Raw genomic sequence first — 22,171 nt, 5'->3', positions numbered from 1 at the left:
TGACTTTATACTAGAATAGTTTTGTAGGTGTCAAACAACTCATCATAGAATTAAACAATTGTAAAAAATTTAAACAAAGACTTATGAAAAAAATGTGGTTAAACAATGGATTGAAAAGAGCAATTATTGCAATGGTGGCTACAGTGCTCTTAGGATTTATATCATCATGCAGTAATGATGATGACGATAATAACGGAGGAGGTGGCTCTGGAAAAAGTCATAAGGTGGTTTTTAAAGCACAAGTGTCTCCAGGAAGTAGTATAGCAAATGCAGCCTACGGATACGATGCTAATAATACACAAGTAACCGGACTTAGTGGAACCAGCTGGACCAGTCCTGAATTTACTGCTCCTGCAGGAGCTGTTATGGTAAACGGTGGAGTAGTTGGTACGGGTGTCAATGCATCTTCTACTGTAAAAGTGCAGGTTTATGTAGATGGTGAATTAAAAAAAGAAGCAACTGGAAGTGGAACCACCCTTTCCGCAACAGTTAGTTACAGTTTCTAATCATACCTATATTTTATTTAGCAATAAAGCCATGAGGGAAGTCTCTTGGCTTTTATTTTTGTGACTCCATAGGATAAAAATTATATTTAATTCGATAAACCTAAGTCGTTAAGTGTTGTTTTTTTGAAATTAAAGAATAAAATTAAGTATATTAGAATACCAATTTTAGTTAGAAAATAAATGGGGAAAAGAATTACTATCTTAATATTTTTAATGATATTTTCTTCTGTGTTTCCACAGAATCAAAAAGATATACAGTCTTACAAAGATAAATTCTTCATTTACCAAAAAATAGGAATTGATAGTGCATTAATTTCTGTAGATAAAATTTTTTCTTCAAAAAAAGAGGTTGATCTGGCATTCGCCTATTCTGCGAAAAGGTACTTGCTGACTATTACTGGAAAAGAAGAAGATTCCCAAAATTATCTTTCAAAAATTAATAGTTATTTAAAGAAAATCCCTGAGGAAGAGGAAAATTACTCGAGCTTATCCCAAGTATACAATATCTTGGGAAATACAGATATGGCCAACCATGTTCCGAATGATGCGTTGAAGAAATTTATAAAAGCAGATTTTTTTGCTCTAAAGAATAATGATATTAAGCAGCACATAAAAATCAAAGGAAATATTGCATTTGTAAAACTTAATATCGGACAAACTGATGACGCTATTATAGAAACCCATGAAGTCCTTGAGCTTTTAAAAAAGAATAGAGAGCTCTATGAAAAAGAAAATTTCGAGATTATCTATAATACTGTGTTTTCGAATTTAGGACATTTATATTCTGATAAATATATATCAGATCCTGAAAAGAATAGAAAGTATGCAGACAGTGCTTTACAGAATTTTAATCAGCTTCTGCATTCAACGAAAGATAAAAAATTATTAGCTGTAACCTATTTAAAGCTGGGAACGCTTAATAACAAAAAAAAGAATTTTATCGAAGCAACGAAATATTACCTAATAAGCTTAGATATTTACAAGGATTTAAAATTTAAAGATGAAATTCTAAATCTTAAATACAATTTGGGAGTAAATTTTTACGAATCAAAAGATTATTCAAAATCGAAGCGTGATTTTCTCGAAATGTCTCATTTAATGGAAAAAGATTCTTTGGTAAATACGGACTATATATTTGCTCAGGATTATTTATCAAAAATTTATTTAAAGGAAGGGAAAAGAGATTCAGTAGAATTTTATAATAACAAATTCATTGAACTATATAAAGAAAATTCAGAAGCCGAAAGGAAGAACATTGCCAATATTTATAAAGAAATCAATTCTAAAAATTTGAATGATGAAATCAATAAAAGTTCTTCTATCCTTAAAAGTCGCATGTTTCTAATTATTGCATTGGTCTTATTGATAGGATGTATTACCGGTTATCTGCTCATTCAGATGCGAAAGAAAAAAGATGTTGAACAACGGCTTGATGATCTATTGTTACAAGTAAAGAATAACAGTTTGAATAGTCACCAAAACAAAAATAATTTTACAATAAGCAATGAAAAAGAGGCTGAGATCATGAGAAAACTGATGGAGTTGGAAGACAAAAAACTTTATCTTAAAAACGAATATAATCAGGCTTTTGTGGCTAAAAAATTAAGCACCAATACTACCTATCTTTCACAGACGATTAACAAATACATGAAAAAGACTTTTAGTGAATATACCAATGAGTTAAGAATTAACTACATACTGAATGCTCTTTCTCAAGATAAAAAGTTAAGAAATTATACTACTCAGGCATTAGCAGATATTGTAGGTTATAAAAGCGGGATATCCTTTGCCAGAACATTCAAAGAAAAAACGGGAGTTACCCCGTTTCAGTATATTGAAAAATTGAATGCTGAAAATGCTTCAAAATAATAAATTTCTGATAATTACATTTTTCGTATTATTATTTTAGCAAGTTCTGGTGTATTCCTTTGTACACTTATCCTGATAAAGACATTCTGTAATAATGATGCGGGTACAAGGACCTACTACATTCCCTGAGCCACCACCATTGTTTGTGCCACCACCATTTGTACCCCCGTTTAGTTCAGTAGTTCCAGCTATAATTTTTAGCTGCTCTTTTCTTGAAAGTTTTTTTATATTATTTTTTAATTGAGTTTCCATATTTGTCTTTTTTAATTTGATATTTATAGATTTCAGGTATTGGATTTTATTCCGCTATTTTTCACCCCATAATTTTATTATGAACTTTGGGCAGGTGAACAATCAAACGATTTGGGCTCCGGGCATAAAAGCGTGACATTTCCTGAACCTGCTCCATTATTAGTGCCACCTCCATTACCGTATGAAGGATCTTCTATAGATTCATTCCCGGCAATAATTCCCAGCAATTTTTTTCTAGATAATCGTTTAAAAGTAGATTTGATTTTAGCTTTCATTTAGTGTTGTTTTTTTAGTTTTCTTTTTCAGTTATATAATAATGTAAAATTAGAAATTAATGTTTAGTGAAAATTATAATTATCATATTGAATAATAAGATCTCTTGTTCAATTGGTTTAATTGATTGATAATTATTGTTTTATATTATTTGTTTTAAACTTACTTTTTATAAAAAGTTCTGATGTTTTTTATAAAATATTGGTGGGTAGTGTTTTTTTTAAGCACTGATTAGACAACATTTGTAGTGAGAATTTTAAAACATTCAAGTCATTTAAACACTAAGCCTTTAAAATAAATAACATGAAAAAAATTGTTTTTATGAGTTTTGCTTTATTAGTATTAAGCATCTCAACAGCAAAAGCACAAAGCTTTTTAGATAAGATAGACCGCGCAGTCAGTAAACTGGATGACGCCTCAAATACAGCTGATAAAGCTTCTAAAACAGGAGGGAAATTAAGTTCATTATTTGGTAAAAAGAATAAACAGAATACTGCGAAAGTAGCTGAAGACAATAAAATAACGATTGTAAAGATTTCCAATATAGATCTTGCAAATTTAAAAAAGCTCAACGAAATAATCTCCACATGCAAAGGGGTATCTGACACCAGTATGAAATATAACTCTTCATTGTCAACAATCACAGTAACACACTCTGGAAGCTCTGAAAAGCTATTGGAAAGTGTACAACCTAATGCAAAGAATATTTTTACTGATAAAAATATCGAAAGCTTCGATGATGGAATTATAGAAATTAAAATGAAGTAATAAGAAAATTAAATTAAAATTTAAAACATGAAAACAGAATATTTACTTTTTATCATTCTTGGTATTTTTTTTAATACATACATGAGAGCACAGCCCACAATTACCAGTGCAGATATGATTACCGGAACCTTTCAGTTTACAGCGTTTACTTTTAATCAGGGAGTACACACTCCTGGAAATGCTGGAGCCAATATTACGTGGGACTTTACAAACATAAGTGGTACAAACGAAATATACAGAATGTTTTATGGTACATGTCCGGCTATTCCGGAATGCTCATCTTTTCCAACAGCTAATCAATATGTGGCCGTTTTAGATAATGCAGGGAATCAAAGTGCTGATAAGAATTTACTGAAGCTTAGTAGTGCCCAATTGGAACATTTAGGTGCAAGAAATAACACAACTAATTTCACATTAACTTATACGGACATACCAATCGAACTTAAATTTCCAATGACCTATCTGAATTCTTTTACTGATACCTCTTCTTCAACAGTAAATGGAGTTACAACAAGTACAAATGATATTATTACTGCAGATGGATATGGCACCATTAAAACTCCGGTTGGAACCTATTCTAATGTTTTAAGAGTAAAAAAAGAAAGTACAATTACAATCATTACAAGTGGAGTACCGACTTCTACAACAAAGATTACAACGTATAGTTGGTACAAAAATAGCAGAGAAGTGATTGGTGTATTTTCAATGGGTAATTTGTTATCTCCTATTGTACAACCATTGCCTTCAAGATTTCAATACACTAATAATAATGTGGTTTTAGGAGTAGGAGAAGTGGAAGATATGAAATCCCTGGTGGTTTACCCCAATCCAAGTTCTGATTTTATCACCATAAAAAATGAAAAAATAATTGATAAGATTGAATTAAGCGATGCAGAGGGTAGAAAAATTTCAGAATATAAAGAAACTAGTACGATTGATATATCTAAATTGTTACGTGGTGTTTATTACCTAAAGATTGACCTGAAAAATGAGAAAACACAGATAAAGAAAATTATCAAAAAGTAAGTATGGTCAGTTTATTTTAAAAAGAAACACTTTGGTTAGCCAAAGTGTTTCTTTATATTTTTGAATGTTATTGAACTTTAATAATAAAGTAACTTTTCTTTCCTTTCTGCAGTAAAAGGAATTTACCATCAATAAGATCATTTTCACTAGCAGTAAAAGTGTCATCTACTTTTTCCTTATTGATTGAAATCGCATTGCCTTTGATTTCTCTCTGAGCTTCACTTTTAGATTTTAAAAATCCTGATTTTTCAGAAAGCAGATCAACAATATTTATTCCTAAGACATCATCTTTTGCCACTTCTTTTTGTGGAACTCCATCGAAAACCTCAAGAAATATTTCTTCGTCAAGGCTTATCAAATCTTCGGCAGTAGAACGTCCAAAAAGAATTTCAGAAGCTTTTACAGATTTTTCATATTCTTCTCTTCCATGAACCCAAACTGTAACTTCTTCAGCTAACTTTTTTTGTAGTTTTCTTTCATGTGGAGCTGTTTTGTGTTCTTCAATTAAACTATCAATTTCCTCTTTGCTTAGGAACGTGTAAAATTTAATAAATCTTTCTGCATCAGCATCAGTGGCATTCAACCAGAACTGATAGAATTTATACGGTGAAGTTTTCTTTTTATCTAACCAGTAATTTTCACCACTTTCAGACTTTCCAAATTTAGAACCATCTGCTTTTGTGATTAAAGGAACTGTTAGGGCAAAAGCCTCACCCTGAGCTTTTCTGCGGATCAATTCTGTTCCTGTAGTGATATTTCCCCATTGGTCAGAACCTCCCATTTGCAGTTTTACATTGTTATTTTGATATAAATGAAGGAAATCATATCCTTGAATAAGCTGGTAAGTAAATTCAGTAAAACTCATTCCATCGGCTCCGGCTTCTCCAGAAAATCTTTTCTTTACAGAATCTTTGGCCATCATATAATTAACGGTAATATTCTTACCAACGTTTTTAGCGAAATCTAAAAACGAGATATTTTTCATCCAATCGTAATTGTTGACCAATTCAGCCTTATTGGCTCCATCTCCATCAAAATTTAAAAATTTTGAAAGTTGATTTTTTAAACAATCCACATAATGAAGAAGAGTTTCTTCGTCTAAAAGATTTCTTTCAGCTGACTTTCCTGATGGATCACCGATCATTCCTGTAGCACCTCCTACCAGAGCAATTGGTTTATGACCATGCTGTTGGAAATGGGCTAAAATTTTGATCTGAATTAAACTTCCAATATGTAAAGAATCAGCCGTTGGATCAAAACCAATATATGCCGTAGTTACCTCTTTATTCAGTTGTTCATCGGTTCCTGGCATCATATCAGCAAAAAGACCACGCCATTTTAATTCTTCAATAAAGGAATTCATATTATAATTTTCTTTAAAATTTAACCGTGCAAAGATAAGGAATTCAAGGTTAAGAAATGTTAATTTGTAAAGGGGTAAAATAGTAAAAGTTTGAAAAAGAAATTCAAACTTACGATTTCACAATGATCCGATTTTGGTTTTTTGTAATTTAATAATCACGCTATTTAGTGTTTTTGCGATTTTACTTAAAATAAATTATATTTGTTAATAATGAACGACGAACAGTTATTTTTACTTATTCAAAAGGCAAAAGAAAAAGATCAGAAAGCCCAGACAAAACTCATTAATGTTTTTTGGGTTGATGTTTTTTCTTTTGTAATGAAAAAAGTACGGAATGAAAATGACACGGATGAGATCACAGTAAATGTTTTCTCTAAAGTATTGTCAAAATTGGATATGTACGATCCTCATTTTCAATTTAAAACCTGGATATTAACAATTGCTCAGAATACGGTTATTGATTTCTGGAGAAAAAGAAGTCGCGAAAATCAGGATCCTACTGAAAATCTTGACGAGGTAAAAAATCAATTTGCAAAATCACCCGAAGAATTAATGATTTCCAAAGAAGAACAAAAGAAAATCATTAAAACAATAGAATCTTTAGACGCCAATTATCAGGATATTATAAAATTAAGATTCTTTGAAGAAAAAAGCATCAAAGAAATTGCAGAAGAATTAGGTATTTCTATTGCGAATACCAAAGTAAGAGTAATGCGTGCTAAAAAAGTATTAGCTGAGCTTCTGAAAAATAATGAGTTTGATGAGGATTAATTACAAATGAAACTCAGCTTTTGTTTTTGGAAATATAAAGCTTCTTTCTTTCGTTTCTCTATTTGTGTTTCTATTTTGTAAATTAATCTTCCAATCCTTTTTAATAACGGTTTCTTTTTCGGACTTTCCATTATCAGGATTGGTCGTATCTTCTACTTCTTTAGAATACATAAGTTTTCCCGTAGAAAGATTATAATCCATATCAGCCCAATAATCTCCCGGTCTTCCATAGCTTAGCGAATGACCTATCAATTCAAAATGGCCATTCTGAAACCTGTATTTATCCGTATATCCCCATTTCCAGCTGCTTCCGCCAGCTTGAGTAATTTCTAAAATACCATTTTTTATGATGGTACCCTGATAAGGATCACCTTCCATTCCGCCATGTTTACTTTCCAGTAAGGCGTTTTTTGACTTTTCCAGGACAGCCCACTTTCCATTAGTCTTTTTCAAGATTTGAATTTCACGTACATTACCCATATCCGTCGTGTCCTTTGTATTATATATAATTACTTTTTCAGGAATTTTATCTCCATCAAGATCTCCATCTACTGTTTCAATCATTTCAGAATCTTTCGGCTGAAATTCTTTTTGTGCAAAAGAGATCGTGCTGAAAAGCAGCGATAATAGGCAAAATATCGTTTTCATACAGGGGATTTTGTGGGTTCAATTTACAATTATATTTTTAATTATATGTTCCATCAATTTCTCTATTAGATGGTTTCCATTAAAAATTCCTTAACTTTGAACTTCAATTTTAGAAATGGAAAATTTAGTTCAAGACACTACCGTTCAAAAACCAAAGTGGATTCGTGTAAAACTTCCTACCGGAAAGAATTACAGAGAACTTAGAAGCTTGGTTGATAAATATAAATTAAATACAATTTGCCAGAGTGGAAGCTGCCCGAATATGGGTGAATGTTGGGGTGAAGGAACTGCAACTTTCATGATATTAGGAAACATCTGTACAAGAAGCTGTGGATTTTGTGGAGTTAAAACCGGAAAACCCATGGATGTAAACTGGGATGAACCTGAAAAAGTAGCACGTTCTATCAAATTAATGAAGATCAAACATGCTGTACTTACTTCTGTAGATCGTGATGATCTGAAAGATATGGGTTCTATTCTTTGGGGTGAAACTGTAAATGCTGTAAGAAGAATTTCTCCAGGTACTACAATGGAAACTCTTATACCGGACTTTCAAGGTCTGACAAAACACCTTGACAGAATGGTAGATGTAGCTCCTGAAGTGATCTCCCATAACATGGAAACGGTAAAACGTTTAACAAGAGAAGTGAGAATTCAGGCTAAATATGAAAGAAGTCTTGAAGTATTAAGATATCTGAAAGAAGCAGGTCAAAGAAGAACAAAAACAGGTCTTATGCTAGGGCTGGGAGAGGAAAAAGACGAAGTTTTTCAAACAATCGAAGACATCAGAAATGCAAATGTTGATATCATCACCATGGGGCAATATTTACAGCCTACTAAAAAACATTTGCCTGTGAAAAAATTCATTACACCTGAAGAGTTTGATGAATTTGGAGACTTTGCAAGAAGTTTAGGTTTCAGACATGTTGAAAGTTCACCTCTTGTAAGAAGTTCTTACCACGCAGAAAAACATATTCATTAAAAAACATAATCGCTCCAAAACTGGAGCGATTTTTTTATTTGAAAGTTTATTAAATGAGTAACAAGCTGGAATTGAAAGATTACACTTGATACTTCTTAACTCAACTTTCAACCTTATCTAAATGCCTTTTCCTAAACTCTGATGGTGTTTCTCCAACGTGCTGTTTGAATAATTTATTAAAATAGGAAAGACTCTCAAAACCTACCTGAAAACAAACTTCTGTTATGGATGAATCTTTCAGTAAAAATATTTTGGCCTGATTAATCCTGTAGTTATTTACGAAATCAGTAAAGGTCATATTCGTTTGCTTTTTAAAATATCGGCAAAAAGCAGGAGTACTTAGACTTACGATCTCAGCAATCTGATTAACGTTCGTTTTTTTATCGTAGTTCTCGTGAATGTAATCGTAGATCGTTCCCATTCTTATTTTATCATTCAGGAACCATTTGATCCGGGTGTCATCCCTGTTTAATTCTTTTACTTCTTTTGAATTAGCCAGGATCTGTAGAATCTCTATTAAACCTATTAAAGAATCAAAAGAGTCGGAGTCTTTGATGATGTGCATTTTTTCTACTACCTGTCTTTTAGCTTCTCCAGAAAAAGAAAGCCCTAAATAAGAACGCTCCAGGAGATGTTTTATATTTTCAAATTCCGGAACTGGAATGATAATATCCTGAAGGAAATTTTCTCTCATCTGAAGAACCAATTGTTTGCATTCCGTTTGAATTCTATAGTCAAAATTAAGATGCGGAACATTAGAACCAATTAAAAGCAAATCACTGTCTGTAAAATCAGAAATATCTTTTCCTACATGACGAATACCATTAATAGCTTCAACATAAACCAGTTCGATTTCAGGGTGATAATGCCAGAAAAAACAATTTTTTAAGGAAGGGGCAAAAAGTTTAAATGATTTTCCTTTTTCAAATTCAATAATTTCCTTTTGGATTTTCATTGGTTCTATCTTGATTATTTCTTAATTCAAAATTAAGTAAAAAGGTTAATATAGAGCAAATTTTTATCATTTGAGTAGAAGTGGAAATAAATATTTCTGCCGATTTTTGCACTTTCAAAAACAAAGGGTTGTAGACGGTGTTTAGAAAAGCAGCAATCCAAAGATTTTTTTTAATGATATGGGAATGATAGATAAGAGGATAATACCACTTGCAATTGGTGGTTTGGGGATTGGAACTACAGAGTTTACCATTATGGGTTTATTACCTGATATTGCCAAGACACTTCATGTAAGTATTCCGGAAGCCGGACATTTAATTTCGGCTTATGCACTAGGAGTGGTTATTGGTGCTCCGATATTGATCGGTTATTCAGTGAAATTTCCACCTAAGAAAGTACTGATTGTCTTAATGATGATTTTTACATTGTTTAATGGTTTATCAGCGATAGCCCCAGATTATACATCAATGTTGATCATCAGGTTCCTGTCTGGTTTGCCGCACGGAGCGTTCTTCGGTGTAGGAACGGTAGTAGCCTCAAGGCTGGCAGGAAAAGGAAAAGAAGCTTTCTATATCTCGTTAATGTTTACAGGTCTCACTGTAGCAAACCTGGCTATGGTTCCTTTGGTTACCTATATTGGGCATACATTTCATTGGAAATGGTATTTCGTCATTGTAGCTGTAATCGGATTGTTTGCCTTATTGTTTTTAAAATTCTGGCTGCCTGCTATGGAAACCAAACAAGATACCCACTTTCTGGAAGAATTAAAATTTCTTAAACATAAACAATCCTGGCTAGTACTTTTGATTACAGCAATCGGATTTGGTGGACTTTTTACATGGTTCAGTTATATAACTCCACTAATGACGATCATTGCTGGAATTAAAAGCAGTCAAATGGCTTATGTAATGGTTCTTGCTGGAGCAGGAATGGTAGTGGGAAATTTGGCTGGAGGCTTTTTATCAGATAAATTAGGTCCTGAAAAGACGTGTTCACTTTTATTGTTTCTTATGATGACCTCTTTAGCTGGGGTATTTTTCTTTTCTGAAAACAGAACAATCGCTTTAGTATTGACATTCATATGTGGAGCATTATCGATGTCTGTGGCTGCACCAATTAATATAATGATGATGAAAGCGGCTCCGAGAAGCGAAATGATGGCTGCTGCTTTTATGCAGGCTGCATTTAATATAGCTAATGCAATGGGAGCATTCTTAGGCGGAATTCCTTTAGAACATGGTTTTTCATTTAAATATCCTTCTCTCGTTGGAGTAGGAATGACATTTATAGGGCTATTAATTAGTATTAGATATATGTATTTATACAGAGCTTCAAAACTTCTGAAAGAGGAGGCTTTAGTTTAATCTATTTCATATTATCAATAAAAAAGAGGCTAACTGCCTCTTTTTTTATCCCTTTTATGCCTCAACTTCATTACCGTTCTTACACCAGTAAAGGGCATTGTATAAATTTTCTTTAGGGAATGACTTGAATTCACCGGGCAATAGAACACTGAAAATGTCTGTAAAATTTTGAACTCCCGCATTATCAGTGACAATAGCAGTTCGATTCCAGTTGGCCAGATTTTTTAATCCTAACAGAGCATCTTGTAGCCATGCGCCCATAGTGAAATTATCCAGATCGGTATCTAAATACAATAAATAATTGAGCTCATCAAATTGATCTACTTTCTTTTTTACATGAGGAATAACAAGGTTTTCAAAATCCTCTCTCGTTACTTCTCCTGTTGCATTAAATGCTGCAACATTTTCCGGTGCTTCTGGAATGATAGTTATCATAATATTAATATTTAGTGTGGTTTGATTCTATCTCAACCAACAATAATTACACCATTAATACAGGGGAAAGCGTTAAAAACTCATAAAAATCATTACATTTATTGTAAAATATTAATATGGATCTAAAGTCTAATGAACCATTTTGGTTGGTAAAAAACGGGTTGATAGCTTCTTATCCGTCATTAAAATCAGATGAAGAATGTGATGTACTGGTAATAGGAGGTGGAATAACAGGGAGTTTAATTGCTCATCAAATGCGACAAGATGGATATCAGACAATTCTTATAGATAAGCGGGAAATCTGTAATGGAAGTACCTCAGCAACCACATCCATGTTGCAATACGAAATTGATGTTCCACTTTATGAACTTATAAATCTGATAGGAGAAAAAGGTGCTGTTGAAAGTTACAAGGCTTGTTCAGGTTCCATTGACACTATAGAAAAACTAACTAAAGAAATAAAAACAGAAGCTGGGTTTAAGAGAAAAAGGTCTCTGTATTTTGCTTCGAAAAAGAAAGATGTATCCTGGTTAAAAAAAGAATTTGAAGCCAGAAAAAAATATGGATTTGAAGTAAAATGGTTGGAAGCTGAAGAAATTCAGAAGGAATTTGGGTTTCAAAATACCTATGGCGGGATTGTATCCAAACAGGGAGCCAGTATCGATGCTTTTAAATTTGCTCACGAATTATTGGAATTCAATAGAAAAAAGGGGCTTGCTATATTTGATAAAACAGAAATGAAATCTGTAAAATATTATAAAGGATATAATTTAGTCACAACAACTAACGGTCCTCAAATTAAAGCTAAAAAGCTCATCTATTGCATAGGGTATGAGAGTAAAAATTTACTTAAAGAGAATTTTGTAGATCTAAAAAGTACCTATGCTATCGTTTCTGAAATTGATCATGACAAATTTAAGAATATAACAAATACACTTGTTTGGAATACCGATGAACCATATATGTACATGAGAACTACAGATGATGGCCGATTATTGATCGGAGGTGGAGATGAGGATTTCTATGATGCCGGAAAGCGTGATGCTTTGCTCAATAAAAAAGAAAAGGAAATTATAAAGACCTTAAAAAAAATTAAACCCGATTATCATTTTTATACCGACTTTGTCTGGGCTGGTACTTTTGGTGAAACAAAAGATGGATTACCTTATATCGGGGAGCATAAAAACTTTAAAAACTCTTATTTTGTACTTGGTTTTGGTGGAAATGGGATTACTTTTTCTGTGACGGGAATGGAAATGAGCTCTAAGTTTATGAAAAATAAAAAACATCCCTTATCGAGATATTTTAAATTTGGACGATAAAAAAAACGGTGGCTTTGGGAACCTCAGCCACCAGTTTTAAAACTATGAAAAGGAGGTGAAAATTTTTATGTTATGAACTATATCCATTTTTCTTAGCCAATTCTAAAATAGATTTTTCAATCGCTTTTCCAAGATCATCAGAATCTGCATTGCCACGTTTTTTCATTTCTTTATCAATATAATCTTGTCTTTTTTTAGATAGCTCTTCAATCTCTCGTTGAATTTTTCCTCTTTCTGCTGACTTTTGACCCACTACTTTTTTTACCTCTTCTTTACTTTTACCCTTTAATTCAGTGGGAAGCTCACTCTCTTTAACCGTTGTGATAAAGTTTACATCTTTTTCAGCTTTATCCACAAGATCCCAATGGTCATTTTTATAAGCATTCTTCTTACTTTTAGCAACAGTTCTTTCTACAGCATTGGAAACTGATTGAACCTCGGCATTTTTATCCTGCATCATTTGTTTACTTTTATATTCAGATCCATGACTTCCATAATAGATATAAGTATCATTAAGTTTTGTATTGCATTCCGAAATTCTTATATCATAAGGTGTTTCAATATAAATTACTTTTAGGTCGCTATCGATATTGAAATATTTTCCATCGCCAGAAACAGCTCCATTCTGCCAAAAGGATTGGATTCCCTCATTTCTATCCCCACAGAAAATAGTGTTGGTATATATTTTTTTAGCTTTCGCAGAGGAGATAACTTCCTTATAATTAATTCTTCCCTGATCAAAAGGTTCATTACCCGCGATATAGATCAGTTTCATGCTTTTGTCATTTTTATCCCAGTTCAGATTCAATGTTGCATCGCGGATAACAGCACCACAATATTCATTTCCACCATTGGTTCTTAAAGCAAATAATTTTTCTGAAACCAAATCCAGATCTTGTGTTAATGGAGTTACCTGTCTGATGAAATTTTCATCTGAGATTCCATCATTTCCATATTCATAAAGAGCGATCTCTATCTGGGGAGCTTTTCCATCGTATTTCAATGTCGTTAATGTATTAACAATATTCCACAACCTGGATTTTGCCTGATCAATCAGTCCATCCATACTGTTTGAAGTGTCCAATAAAAGAGCGACCTGAATCTTATTTTCTTTGCCTGCATGATTTACCGGAGTTAAAGAAGCATTTCGTGTCGGTATATTCTCATTTGTCTCAGTATTTTTTTTACTTGCACAACGAATATCAGTCAGGCTGTTTGAGCTTAAAAAAGCAGCGCCTATTGCTAATGTTAAAATTTTAAAAGTTGTCATTATTTATATTTTTAATAAGGTTATCTGCTGTAATATTGAATTTGCATGTCTTTAGGATATTTCACTTCAAAAGAAAAGTTGATGGTGTCTGAGCCACCGCTGGTGATCTTTCTGTTCCAAAGGATGGTTCCCGTTTTCCCGTCAAAATCTCCATTGCCTATTTCTAAAGCTTTTACTGATACTTTGGAGTTTTCACTTATAGGAAGCTGGTCAAGAATCTCCAGGTCAATGTTTTCTTTCGTATTGTTTCTGATATGTATTTGATAAGACTCTGTTTCCCATTTATTTGAACTCAGGGTTTTTTGAGAAGTTTTATCTTCCTGTTTTACTCTTTTTACAGTAATTCTTTCATCAACACCAAGAGATATTGGAAACTCATCTTTGATATAGTTACTGGCAATATTGGTTTTTCCGATATAGTTATCTTCAAAGTAGATATTGGCTTCACCAGATATCAGGTTGAGGTTTTGCCAGTTTTTCACAAATGCCATCAGGAATACCTGATTATTAAGCTTTGGTACGGTGTGGTACTTGTAAGTAGCATTGACCTCTTTTTTATCCAGAATTACATACTGTTCCTTTTCCTGACTTACAATGGTCTGATTGAATTTTAATTCATACATCACATTCATCTGATTATCAGAAACGGTTGCTACTGGGATTTGGCTGGGTGCTGCAATCTCTTCTGCACGCATTTGATAGGCATTCGTCAATTCAGCTTTAGCTTTTATCGAATAGGCTGCAAGTTCTTTTTGAGAATCATAAGGAGTGTACTCGGTTACGTAGAGTGGTGATAAAATAGGGCGGTTTTGGTTATAAGAGGGCCTGTAGGTTGAAACAAATAATTTTACATTATTCCAGTTCTGACCTGTTTTCTGATAGATTTTTCCTTTATAAACGATCTCAAGAGGTTTTTTTGTAGATTCAGCACGTAGATCATAAGATGGAATCCAGCCAGCATTAGAAACAATATAGCTGACACCAAGATTTACATTCATTTCATGATCAGCAAGAATTTCAAGGAGAAGTTCTTTTTTGTTTTTATTCTTGTGAGTCTGCTCTTCGGTAAATTGTTTATTGATCTTGGCTATACTTTCATCAAATCCACTTTTCTGTTCATTCAGTAAAAATACCTGGTTATCAATTTCAAGCATTCTTTTTCTATAAAACTCTGTTAATTTTATCAACTGATCCTGTGGAGTAGATTTATCATTCGTAGAAACTTTAAGATTATCATTAATGATATTCTGCTCACCCGTAAGGTTTTTAATTTGAATATTCAATAAACTTACCTGTCGTTGAAGTTTTTTTCTTTCATTCTCCAGTTTTTTCTCGCCTTCAGACATTTCGTCATTTTGTAAATAATTATTTTGTGGCGTGATAGATAGGAGCGTGGTATTTTTTTCAAGGTTAATTTTATAGGTATTTTCGTCGATATCATTTGGAAGATTGATAATTCGTACGGTATTTTTTCCTTTCTGCAAAGAGACATTTGTGCTGCCAAAAACTTTTGCGCCTTGCAAGAATAGGGTAGCTTGCTTTACATCTATTTCTTTTTTCAGTTCTTGAGATTTGAATAAAGAAACTGAAAGAGTGAATAGTATTAATAAGTATTTCATAGTATATTATTTAAAATTCTAAAGTAAAATTATCTGAATCTCAGGCTGAAAATCTGAAGACTTGGTGAGTAGGAGATTTGACTTGGTGAATAGTTATTTTAGAAAAAAAGGCAGCTCTTATGAACTGCCTTTATATCGTTTTAAAGTATTTCATATCTTGTTTTGATACTGTACTTCAATTTGATGTTTTCGATATTGTCGAAAGAATAATCTACACCTGCATCTGCTTCCATTTGTACAGTGTTGGATTTTCTTGCATAAGCTCCAATTGGAAGAACGGTATCACTTGTGTAGTCTTCTATTTCTACAATTTCTAAAGGAGCACCCGTTTTTTTACCCATACTTTCCAATAGATAATCAGCTTTTTCTTTAGCTGCTTTTAGAGCATTTATTTTTACTGTTTTTCTGAATTCAGCAATCTTAGTGTTTTTTACCTCCGAAATATTAAGGTTGCTTACCCACTTTTGATTAAGTCCCTCAAATACTTTACTTAGGTTAGTTTTTGCATTTACTTTAAACTGAAAGCTTTTGGTAAACTTGGCTGTTTTTGAATATATATTCTGATACATGGATTTGAAGGTGATATCTTCATTTTTTACTCCATTGCTTTTTAATGTTTCGAATAATTTCTTTTCATTATCCGCCAGTTCATTTTTATTGTCAGCTTTTATTCCGATGTTAAAAATAATTTCATCCGGTTCTACTTCCATTTCAGCAACACCTGTTACTTCAATTGCGTTTTTCTTTACTTCCTGTGCGCTGATTAAACTTCCTGCTGTAAGGAATCCGATTAATAAAAAATGTCTCAATTTCATAATTTTTTGTTTTAAATTCTGAAGTAAAATTAGTCCGATTCAAAACCGGAAATGGAGAGACTTGGTGAAATAGAGTTTTCACTTGGTGAAGTATAAAAAAAAGACAGCCCGAAGGAACTGTCTTTTATTTGTAAGTATTTGAAGCTATATTAAGGTAAGAAATAGACCTTTGAAATTTTATTATCTTTTATCTCATAAATAGCAGTCGCTTCCACTTTTCCATTTTTTCGCATTCCTGAAACACTTTCTTTATCCACAATGAAATTACCATTAATGATTCTGCTTTTGATTTCACAATGCAGATCAGGCATTTTCTCAAACATGGCACTGTAGCTTTTCTTCATAGCTTCCTTCCCTTTGCTTATTAATTTACCAGGGAAAACATAAAGTTCAACATCTTCAGAATATGGATCCATAAAAGCATCGATATTTCTTGCATTGTAGCCATTTAATTGTTGCTGTACAAGAATTTCAGGAGTTACTTTTATGATCTTACTCGGTAACATGGATTGTCCGTTTTTAAACACCATTTCTATTTGAGTAAGATGATCTAAACTTTCAGTCGGATCTGAATTGAGAAGTACCATATCTGCAATTTTACCTTTTGTTATACTTCCGGAAACATTTTCTTTGTTAAATATTTTGGCAGGACTAATAGTTGCCGACTCAAGGACCTGCCAGTTGTTCATTCCACTTTCTTTCATTGCTTTGAGTTCCATAATAAAAGAGGACGCGTGTTGGGTGGCTATATTTCCTGCATCAGTACCTGCAGCAATTGTTACACCGCCGTCTGAAAGCTTCTTTAAATTTACCATCCTGATAGAGTCTTTTTTTGCTGCAGAGATATCTATTTGTGGAAGATTGAAACGCTTTTTTACTGCACTGACTAATATTGAGTCTGAAGAACCAGATAAATGTTTAAGATCATAGATAGATCCTATTGTTTGTGGGTTTGCATTTTCCAATTCATAAGTACTGTAATTCTTTTTCTGTGCGAAAGTCTTATAGTAATTATCCATCACAGTAAGAGTGGGGCTTAAAACAACTTTTTTAGATTTTAAGAGTTTTACAAAATCATCAGGAACAATTTCATCTTCTATATCGTGTACCAAAAAGTCTGCACCATTCTGTACCGCAATTTGAGCAGTTATTCTTTCAGTAGCATGAACCGCAACTTTTAAATTATTTTTATGAGCCTCGTCAATAATAGTTTTTATAATAGGTTCATACTTTTTTGCAGCAGCTTCCATCTCTTTTGGATTGGCCATTACGATATACCATATTTTAATGAAATCCGGCTTATAGGGAAGTTGCTCCAGAACCATTTTTTTTGCTTCTTCAGCTGAAGCTACCAATTTGAAGGGTTCATTTTTATCAAGGTTTTTAAATACCTCAGGTTCATATGTTGTAATAAGTGGACCTGTCATATAAACAGAAGGTAAAGTTGTGTTTTTTGAGAATGAATCCCGAAGTCCCAGAAAATTGTAAGAAGCTCCGGCATCTATTACAGAAGTGATCCCATTTTTAAGATATCTTAATAGAAAGTCTTCCATATTATGATGTACCCAGTCAATTTCTTTTTCATAAGAAACCTGCTTTCTGAGATCTAAAGCATCCGGTCTTGTATATAAACCTCCGCTTTGAAAAAAATGAACGTGGGCATCAGTCATTCCGGGCATCAGAAACTTTCCTTTTCCATCTATAACATTTGCACCCTGAGGAACTTTTATTTTATTGATAGGTTTTATTTCAGAAATGAGGTTTTTAGTAATGACAACGGTTTGATTAGGAACCAGTTTTTTATTGACAACATCCACAACAGTTACATTCTGGATATACGTCTGTGCATGAATCTTACTGGTCAGAAAACAGAGTATACATAATAGATAAAAATACGTTTTCATGAATTTCGTTTATATGATTTATAATTCACAAATATATGAAAACGGCTGTATCGATTGCTATTTCTTTGAAACTTGGTGAAATATGGTTTTGACTTGGTGAAGGATAAGATAGTATAAGTAAAGTTTTAGTTACTTTGCAATATAGATTGGAAACAAGTGAAGTTACTTTTTAAAATAATATTAATCATCACATTAGCGATAGGAAATTTTTCTTTCGCCCAGGATTCTACAAGGATTTCCAAAGCTCTAAAATCAGCATCAAAATTAAAAAAAGCAGTCGACAATAACGATAATAAAACAGTCGCTGAAACTTATGTTGGAATGGCCAACGATTATTATAGTCAAGGAAATTATGCCAAAAGCGAAGAGTATCTGATAAAGGCCAGAAATGTATATCAGAACCTGAACGATAAAAAGAATCTGGAATCTGTAACCCGAAAACTAGCGCAATCCCAGGAGAAGCAAAATAAAATAAGTCCTGCCATAAGCAATTATAGCCGGGCTGCAGAAATAAGTTACTCAAAAGAAAGCAGGAGTGTTAACTCAAATGATGTTACTCGACTTTCTTCGCCTTCCCAGGAGGCAAAAGCTGAAGCAATTCAGAGTAATATTGATCTCAGTAGAAAAGAAAATGAAAAAGGAGATTTGGCAGCAAGTTACAGTCAGTTGGCTGATGTAAATATTCAGCAAAATGATATTCCTAAAGCTGAAGAAAATCTGAAAAGTGCTTATAAGCTTTCTAAAAAGCAACAGGAACCACAACAGGCTTTAGAAATTAATCAAAAACTGACGAATTTTTATGTTGATAATAAAGATTTTGATAAAGCGATTGAAGCCAAGAAAAAAGTTCTTAAAGAAGATTTTGTAAAAGACGATTCTCAGAAAAAAGTTGAACAGATCCAGGAACTAGCTGATATCTATATTAAGAAAAACGACACGAAAAGTGCTATTGAAACATTAAAAAACGCTTATGGAATTGCCTTGGAGAAAGGACATACCTTAGAAGCTCAAAAAAGTGTAAAGAGATTAGACAGTCTATACAGTGTTTCTGAAAATACAGACGCTTCGGTAAAATTATACAGGGATTTTCTGGGAAAGCTTCCTGATCTTGTTTCAAAAGACAGAAGCCTTGTGGATAACAAAATCCTGGAGGATACGGAGCAAAGAATCTCACAATTAGAAAAGGAAAGAGAACTGAAAGATGAATTGATCAGAAAGAAAAATGTCTTCAACTACGGTTTGATCGGAGCGTTGATCTTATTATTGGGATTGGTTGGTTTTATTTTCTGGACCCTAAAAAAGGTTCAGATTAAAAATAAAAAAATTGCTTTGCAGTCTCTTCGCCGTGAGATGAATCCTCATTTTATTTTTAACAGTTTAAATAGCGTTAATCAATTCATCGCAACAAATAACGAATTGGAAGCCAATCAATATTTAACCAAATTTTCAAAGCTGATGCGGGGAGTCATGGAAAATTCGACTGAAGATTTTATTCCCTTCCAGCAGGAGCTTGATCTGTTACAGAATTATCTTGCATTGGAAAAAACACGCTTTGCAGATAAGTTTGACTATGAAATTATTGTTGACGAGAATTTAAATTTACAGACCCTACAGATTCCCGGAATGCTCGTTCAGCCATTTTTAGAAAATGCAATCTGGCACGGGTTACGATATCGGAAAGAAAAGGGATTTTTAAAATTGAACTTTGAAAAAAGTAATGAGCATTTAAAAATCATTATTGAAGACAATGGAATTGGAATTGAAGAAAGTAAAAAACTGAAAACCCAACATCAAAAAGCGAGAGAAGGACGAGGAATGAAAAATACCATTGAAAGGATTGGACTGCTTAATGATTTATATAAAAAGGAGATCCATTGTAAAGTAACAGATAAAAAGAATGAACAAGGGGTTCTAGTGGAAATACAGTATAAGCTATAAAGAACCATTGACAAACATTTTCTATTATCGTGTAACTATTTGTGAAATATTATTGTCTTTAAGTTGTAAACCTAAAGGTTCAAAAAAACTAAACTCAATAATTTATTGCTATGAAAACCAATGACCCTCAAAAACTGGAAGATATCCCGGTAAATATTAAAATAAAACTGGCTGGACTTTGGACTTCGGTAACATTATGCTATCTATATGGTGATTATTTTGAACTGTATATTCCCGGCAAAGCACAAGGTCTTGTTGATGGAACGAATTTGCTGGATACTCCCATTAAATTGTTTTTAGCATCACTGTTATTATCAATTCCGGCAGTAATGGTCTTCCTTTCTTTAATATTAAAAGCCACCATCAATAGAATTTTCAATATTATCTTCGGAATATTTTTTACTGGAATCATGCTATTGATAGCAGTAACTTCATTTTCAGCCTGGCAAACGTTTTATGTTTTTTTGGCTATTTTAGAAAGTATCATCACTTTATTGATCGTATGGTATGCCTGGAAATGGAAGAGGGTTCAGTAAATAATGACGCAGAGCCATTAAGTTGTATAAAAAGCGAAATATTCATATTTTTACAATAAAACGGAAATACATCCGGATTGTTTAAATGAAAATAAAAGCTGTTATAATAGACGATGAGGTCATTGCGAGAGAGGTTCTCAGGAATTATCTCACAAAATACTGTCCTCAGGTAGAGATCCTGGGAGAAGCCGAAAATATCAAAGATGCCGTTCCCCTTATTGCAGAGAAGCAACCTCAACTTGTTTTTCTGGATGTAGAAATGCCCTATGGGAACGCTTTCGATGTTCTGGAGGCTACAAAAGACTACATCTATGAAACGATCTTTATCACTGCTTTTTCCCAATATTCATTACAGGCACTTAATAAATCAGCGAGTTACTATATTTTAAAACCTATTGATATTCAGGAGCTCATTCTTGCTGTGAATAAAGTAGCAGAAAGTCTTGAGAAAAAAGAAGAACTGAACCGGAATAAAATACTACTTGAAAACTTAAAATTAAAACCCGAAAAGCAACAGCTTATTCTACCAACTTTGCAGGGATTTGATGTCGTAAAAACAGAAGATATTGTCAGACTTCAAGCGGATGGTAATTTTACTCAGGTTTATCTTATGGACGGATCCAAAAAAATGGTCTGCAGATTTTTGAAACATTTCGACGATCTGTTGGAAGCACCATTTGTTAGGGTTCATCGTTCTCATATCATCAATACTGGTTTTGTAAAATCCTATCATAAAAGTGGAACTGTAACATTACTGGATGAAGCTGAAATTGAAGTTTCAGGTACTTTTAAAGATGCTTTTCTAAAAGTTTTCTCTTAGAATTATTGTTTATTAACAGCCCAAAGGCATTATTTTTGGACTTTTTCATACTCACCACATAACTGTATTATTATGAAAAATATTCAGAAAATTGGAATTCCCGTCACGGTTGGCATCTTGGGGTTGTTAATTTTTAATCACTATTCGGTAAGGCTTCCGAAAGGTGCTGTTGCAGTGACTCATTTTGATGCCGAAAAATATTTGGGGAAATGGTATGAAATCGCAAGATTCGATTATAAGTTTGAGAAAGGAATGGATAATGTAACAGCAACTTATTCTCAGAATTCTGATGGAAGCATTCGTGTCAATAATAAAGGGTATAATTATCTAAAAAAAGTATGGGAAGAATCTATAGGTGAAGCAAAGTTTGTAAAAGATAAAACAGAGGGTCGTTTAAAAGTTTCTTTTTTTAAACCAATCTGGGCAGGTTATAATGTGATTGATATCGATGAAAATTATCAGTATGCCCTAGTTGCCGGAAACAGCTTAAAGTATCTTTGGATATTGTCCCGTACCACTGAAATCCCTGAAAGTATAAGACTGCGTTTTTTAGAAAAAGCAAAAAGAATAGGATATAATACAGAAGAACTGATCTGGGTGAGACATAATGATTAAGATTAAATTATTTAAATTTCCTTTTAGATTACTTTATCTTACTAATCAACCTTGTCATTTCGCAGGAATCTAAACTTTGTGCTAATCACAGCAGTAGAGAAATCACACCATAATGCCAAAA

At 32.9% G+C, this 22,171-nt stretch carries 22 protein-coding genes; 12 read left to right on the top strand and 10 right to left on the bottom strand.

All coding sequences use genetic code 11. The features are described from left to right. Positions 1 to 83 precede the first annotated feature (83 nt). Together NG806_RS09915 and NG806_RS09910 are read left to right on the top strand one after the other, a co-directional pair. Positions 84 to 506: a hypothetical protein gene (locus NG806_RS09915; protein WP_261512911.1), complete on the top strand. Its 423-nt coding sequence runs from the start codon at positions 84 to 86 to the stop codon at positions 504 to 506. Between the two features lie 213 nt (positions 507 to 719). After that, positions 720 to 2,375 carry a helix-turn-helix domain-containing protein gene (locus NG806_RS09910; RefSeq protein WP_261512910.1) on the top strand — a complete coding sequence of 552 codons (1,656 nt, stop codon included), beginning with the start codon at positions 720 to 722 and terminating at the stop codon, positions 2,373 to 2,375. A gap of 36 nt (positions 2,376 to 2,411) precedes the next feature. Here NG806_RS09910 and NG806_RS09905 read toward each other — a convergent pair whose 3' ends face one another. Next, the gene (locus NG806_RS09905) at positions 2,412 to 2,627 is read right to left on the bottom strand and encodes a hypothetical protein (RefSeq protein WP_261512909.1); all 216 of its coding nucleotides are present in this window, start codon (positions 2,625 to 2,627) and stop codon (positions 2,412 to 2,414) included. 77 nt (positions 2,628 to 2,704) lie between these two features. Further along, entirely contained in the window at positions 2,705 to 2,902 is a 198-nt protein-coding gene (locus NG806_RS09900; RefSeq protein ID WP_261512908.1) for a hypothetical protein, read from the bottom strand. 301 nt (positions 2,903 to 3,203) lie between these two features. Between NG806_RS09900 and NG806_RS09895 the strand changes: the two genes are divergently transcribed. Both NG806_RS09895 and NG806_RS09890 read left to right on the top strand, forming a co-directional pair. Then, entirely contained in the window at positions 3,204 to 3,668 is a 465-nt protein-coding gene (locus NG806_RS09895) for a hypothetical protein (RefSeq protein WP_261512907.1), read from the top strand. A 27-nt stretch (positions 3,669 to 3,695) separates the two neighbouring features. Continuing rightward, the gene (locus NG806_RS09890; protein ID WP_261512906.1) at positions 3,696 to 4,694 is read left to right on the top strand and encodes a T9SS type A sorting domain-containing protein; all 999 of its coding nucleotides are present in this window, start codon (positions 3,696 to 3,698) and stop codon (positions 4,692 to 4,694) included. A 67-nt stretch (positions 4,695 to 4,761) separates the two neighbouring features. Here the strand turns inward: NG806_RS09890 and tyrS are convergent, their stop codons facing one another. Next, a complete protein-coding gene (gene tyrS, locus NG806_RS09885; RefSeq protein ID WP_261512905.1) occupies positions 4,762 to 6,057 on the bottom strand; it encodes a tyrosine--tRNA ligase in 1,296 nt (431 codons plus the stop codon). 210 nt (positions 6,058 to 6,267) lie between these two features. Here tyrS and NG806_RS09880 point away from each other — a divergent pair, with 210 nt between their 5' ends. Next, on the top strand, positions 6,268 to 6,828 hold the full coding sequence (locus NG806_RS09880; protein ID WP_261512904.1) for an RNA polymerase sigma factor: 561 nt from the start codon (positions 6,268 to 6,270) through the stop codon (positions 6,826 to 6,828). On the opposite strand, the gene NG806_RS09875 is transcribed toward NG806_RS09880, so the two are convergent. Continuing rightward, entirely contained in the window at positions 6,829 to 7,476 is a 648-nt protein-coding gene (locus NG806_RS09875) for a hypothetical protein (RefSeq protein ID WP_261512903.1), read from the bottom strand. It abuts the gene before it with no gap. A 115-nt stretch (positions 7,477 to 7,591) separates the two neighbouring features. Here NG806_RS09875 and lipA point away from each other — a divergent pair, with 115 nt between their 5' ends. Beyond that, positions 7,592 to 8,458: a lipoyl synthase gene (gene lipA / locus NG806_RS09870; protein WP_214827088.1), complete on the top strand. Its 867-nt coding sequence runs from the start codon at positions 7,592 to 7,594 to the stop codon at positions 8,456 to 8,458. A gap of 100 nt (positions 8,459 to 8,558) precedes the next feature. Here the strand turns inward: lipA and NG806_RS09865 are convergent, their stop codons facing one another. Continuing rightward, entirely contained in the window at positions 8,559 to 9,413 is an 855-nt protein-coding gene (locus NG806_RS09865; RefSeq protein ID WP_214827085.1) for an AraC family transcriptional regulator, read from the bottom strand. Positions 9,414 to 9,597: 184 nt separating this feature from the next. Here NG806_RS09865 and NG806_RS09860 point away from each other — a divergent pair, with 184 nt between their 5' ends. Beyond that, positions 9,598 to 10,776 (top strand): MFS transporter, encoded by a 1,179-nt coding sequence (locus tag NG806_RS09860; RefSeq protein WP_390882586.1) that lies wholly within the window; start codon positions 9,598 to 9,600, stop codon positions 10,774 to 10,776. Between the two features lie 54 nt (positions 10,777 to 10,830). On the opposite strand, the gene NG806_RS09855 is transcribed toward NG806_RS09860, so the two are convergent. Then, positions 10,831 to 11,211, bottom strand: coding sequence for a SpoIIAA family protein (locus tag NG806_RS09855; RefSeq protein ID WP_214827078.1), 381 nt, complete (start codon positions 11,209 to 11,211; stop codon positions 10,831 to 10,833). A 116-nt stretch (positions 11,212 to 11,327) separates the two neighbouring features. Between NG806_RS09855 and NG806_RS09850 the strand changes: the two genes are divergently transcribed. Next, positions 11,328 to 12,533: an NAD(P)/FAD-dependent oxidoreductase gene (locus tag NG806_RS09850; protein WP_261512899.1), complete on the top strand. Its 1,206-nt coding sequence runs from the start codon at positions 11,328 to 11,330 to the stop codon at positions 12,531 to 12,533. Between the two features lie 70 nt (positions 12,534 to 12,603). On the opposite strand, the gene NG806_RS09845 is transcribed toward NG806_RS09850, so the two are convergent. From NG806_RS09845 to NG806_RS09830, 4 genes are all read right to left on the bottom strand, one after another. Continuing rightward, positions 12,604 to 13,803, bottom strand: coding sequence for a vWA domain-containing protein (locus NG806_RS09845; protein WP_214827073.1), 1,200 nt, complete (start codon positions 13,801 to 13,803; stop codon positions 12,604 to 12,606). Positions 13,804 to 13,823: 20 nt separating this feature from the next. Beyond that, on the bottom strand, positions 13,824 to 15,422 hold the full coding sequence (locus NG806_RS09840; protein WP_261512898.1) for a DUF4139 domain-containing protein: 1,599 nt from the start codon (positions 15,420 to 15,422) through the stop codon (positions 13,824 to 13,826). A 140-nt stretch (positions 15,423 to 15,562) separates the two neighbouring features. After that, the gene (locus tag NG806_RS09835) at positions 15,563 to 16,237 is read right to left on the bottom strand and encodes an SIMPL domain-containing protein (protein WP_214827065.1); all 675 of its coding nucleotides are present in this window, start codon (positions 16,235 to 16,237) and stop codon (positions 15,563 to 15,565) included. A 149-nt stretch (positions 16,238 to 16,386) separates the two neighbouring features. After that, entirely contained in the window at positions 16,387 to 18,141 is a 1,755-nt protein-coding gene (locus tag NG806_RS09830) for an amidohydrolase family protein (protein ID WP_261512897.1), read from the bottom strand. Positions 18,142 to 18,297: 156 nt separating this feature from the next. On the opposite strand from NG806_RS09830, the gene NG806_RS09825 reads away from it, so the two are divergent. From NG806_RS09825 to NG806_RS09810, 4 genes are all read left to right on the top strand, one after another. Next, on the top strand, positions 18,298 to 20,079 hold the full coding sequence (locus NG806_RS09825) for a tetratricopeptide repeat-containing sensor histidine kinase (protein WP_261512895.1): 1,782 nt from the start codon (positions 18,298 to 18,300) through the stop codon (positions 20,077 to 20,079). 110 nt (positions 20,080 to 20,189) lie between these two features. Next, complete coding sequence (locus NG806_RS09820) at positions 20,190 to 20,615, top strand: DUF6326 family protein (RefSeq protein ID WP_214827060.1); 426 nt, start codon at positions 20,190 to 20,192, stop codon at positions 20,613 to 20,615. A gap of 85 nt (positions 20,616 to 20,700) precedes the next feature. Next, complete coding sequence (locus NG806_RS09815) at positions 20,701 to 21,435, top strand: LytR/AlgR family response regulator transcription factor (protein ID WP_214827058.1); 735 nt, start codon at positions 20,701 to 20,703, stop codon at positions 21,433 to 21,435. A 72-nt stretch (positions 21,436 to 21,507) separates the two neighbouring features. Continuing rightward, positions 21,508 to 22,050, top strand: coding sequence for a lipocalin family protein (locus tag NG806_RS09810; protein WP_214827056.1), 543 nt, complete (start codon positions 21,508 to 21,510; stop codon positions 22,048 to 22,050). Positions 22,051 to 22,171 lie beyond the last annotated feature (121 nt).

It is taken from the genome of Chryseobacterium paludis, from assembly GCF_025403485.1.
In the GTDB taxonomy this organism is placed as follows: Bacteria; Bacteroidota; Bacteroidia; order Flavobacteriales; family Weeksellaceae; genus Chryseobacterium; species Chryseobacterium paludis.
This window is presented reverse-complemented; position numbering and strand designations above follow the sequence as displayed.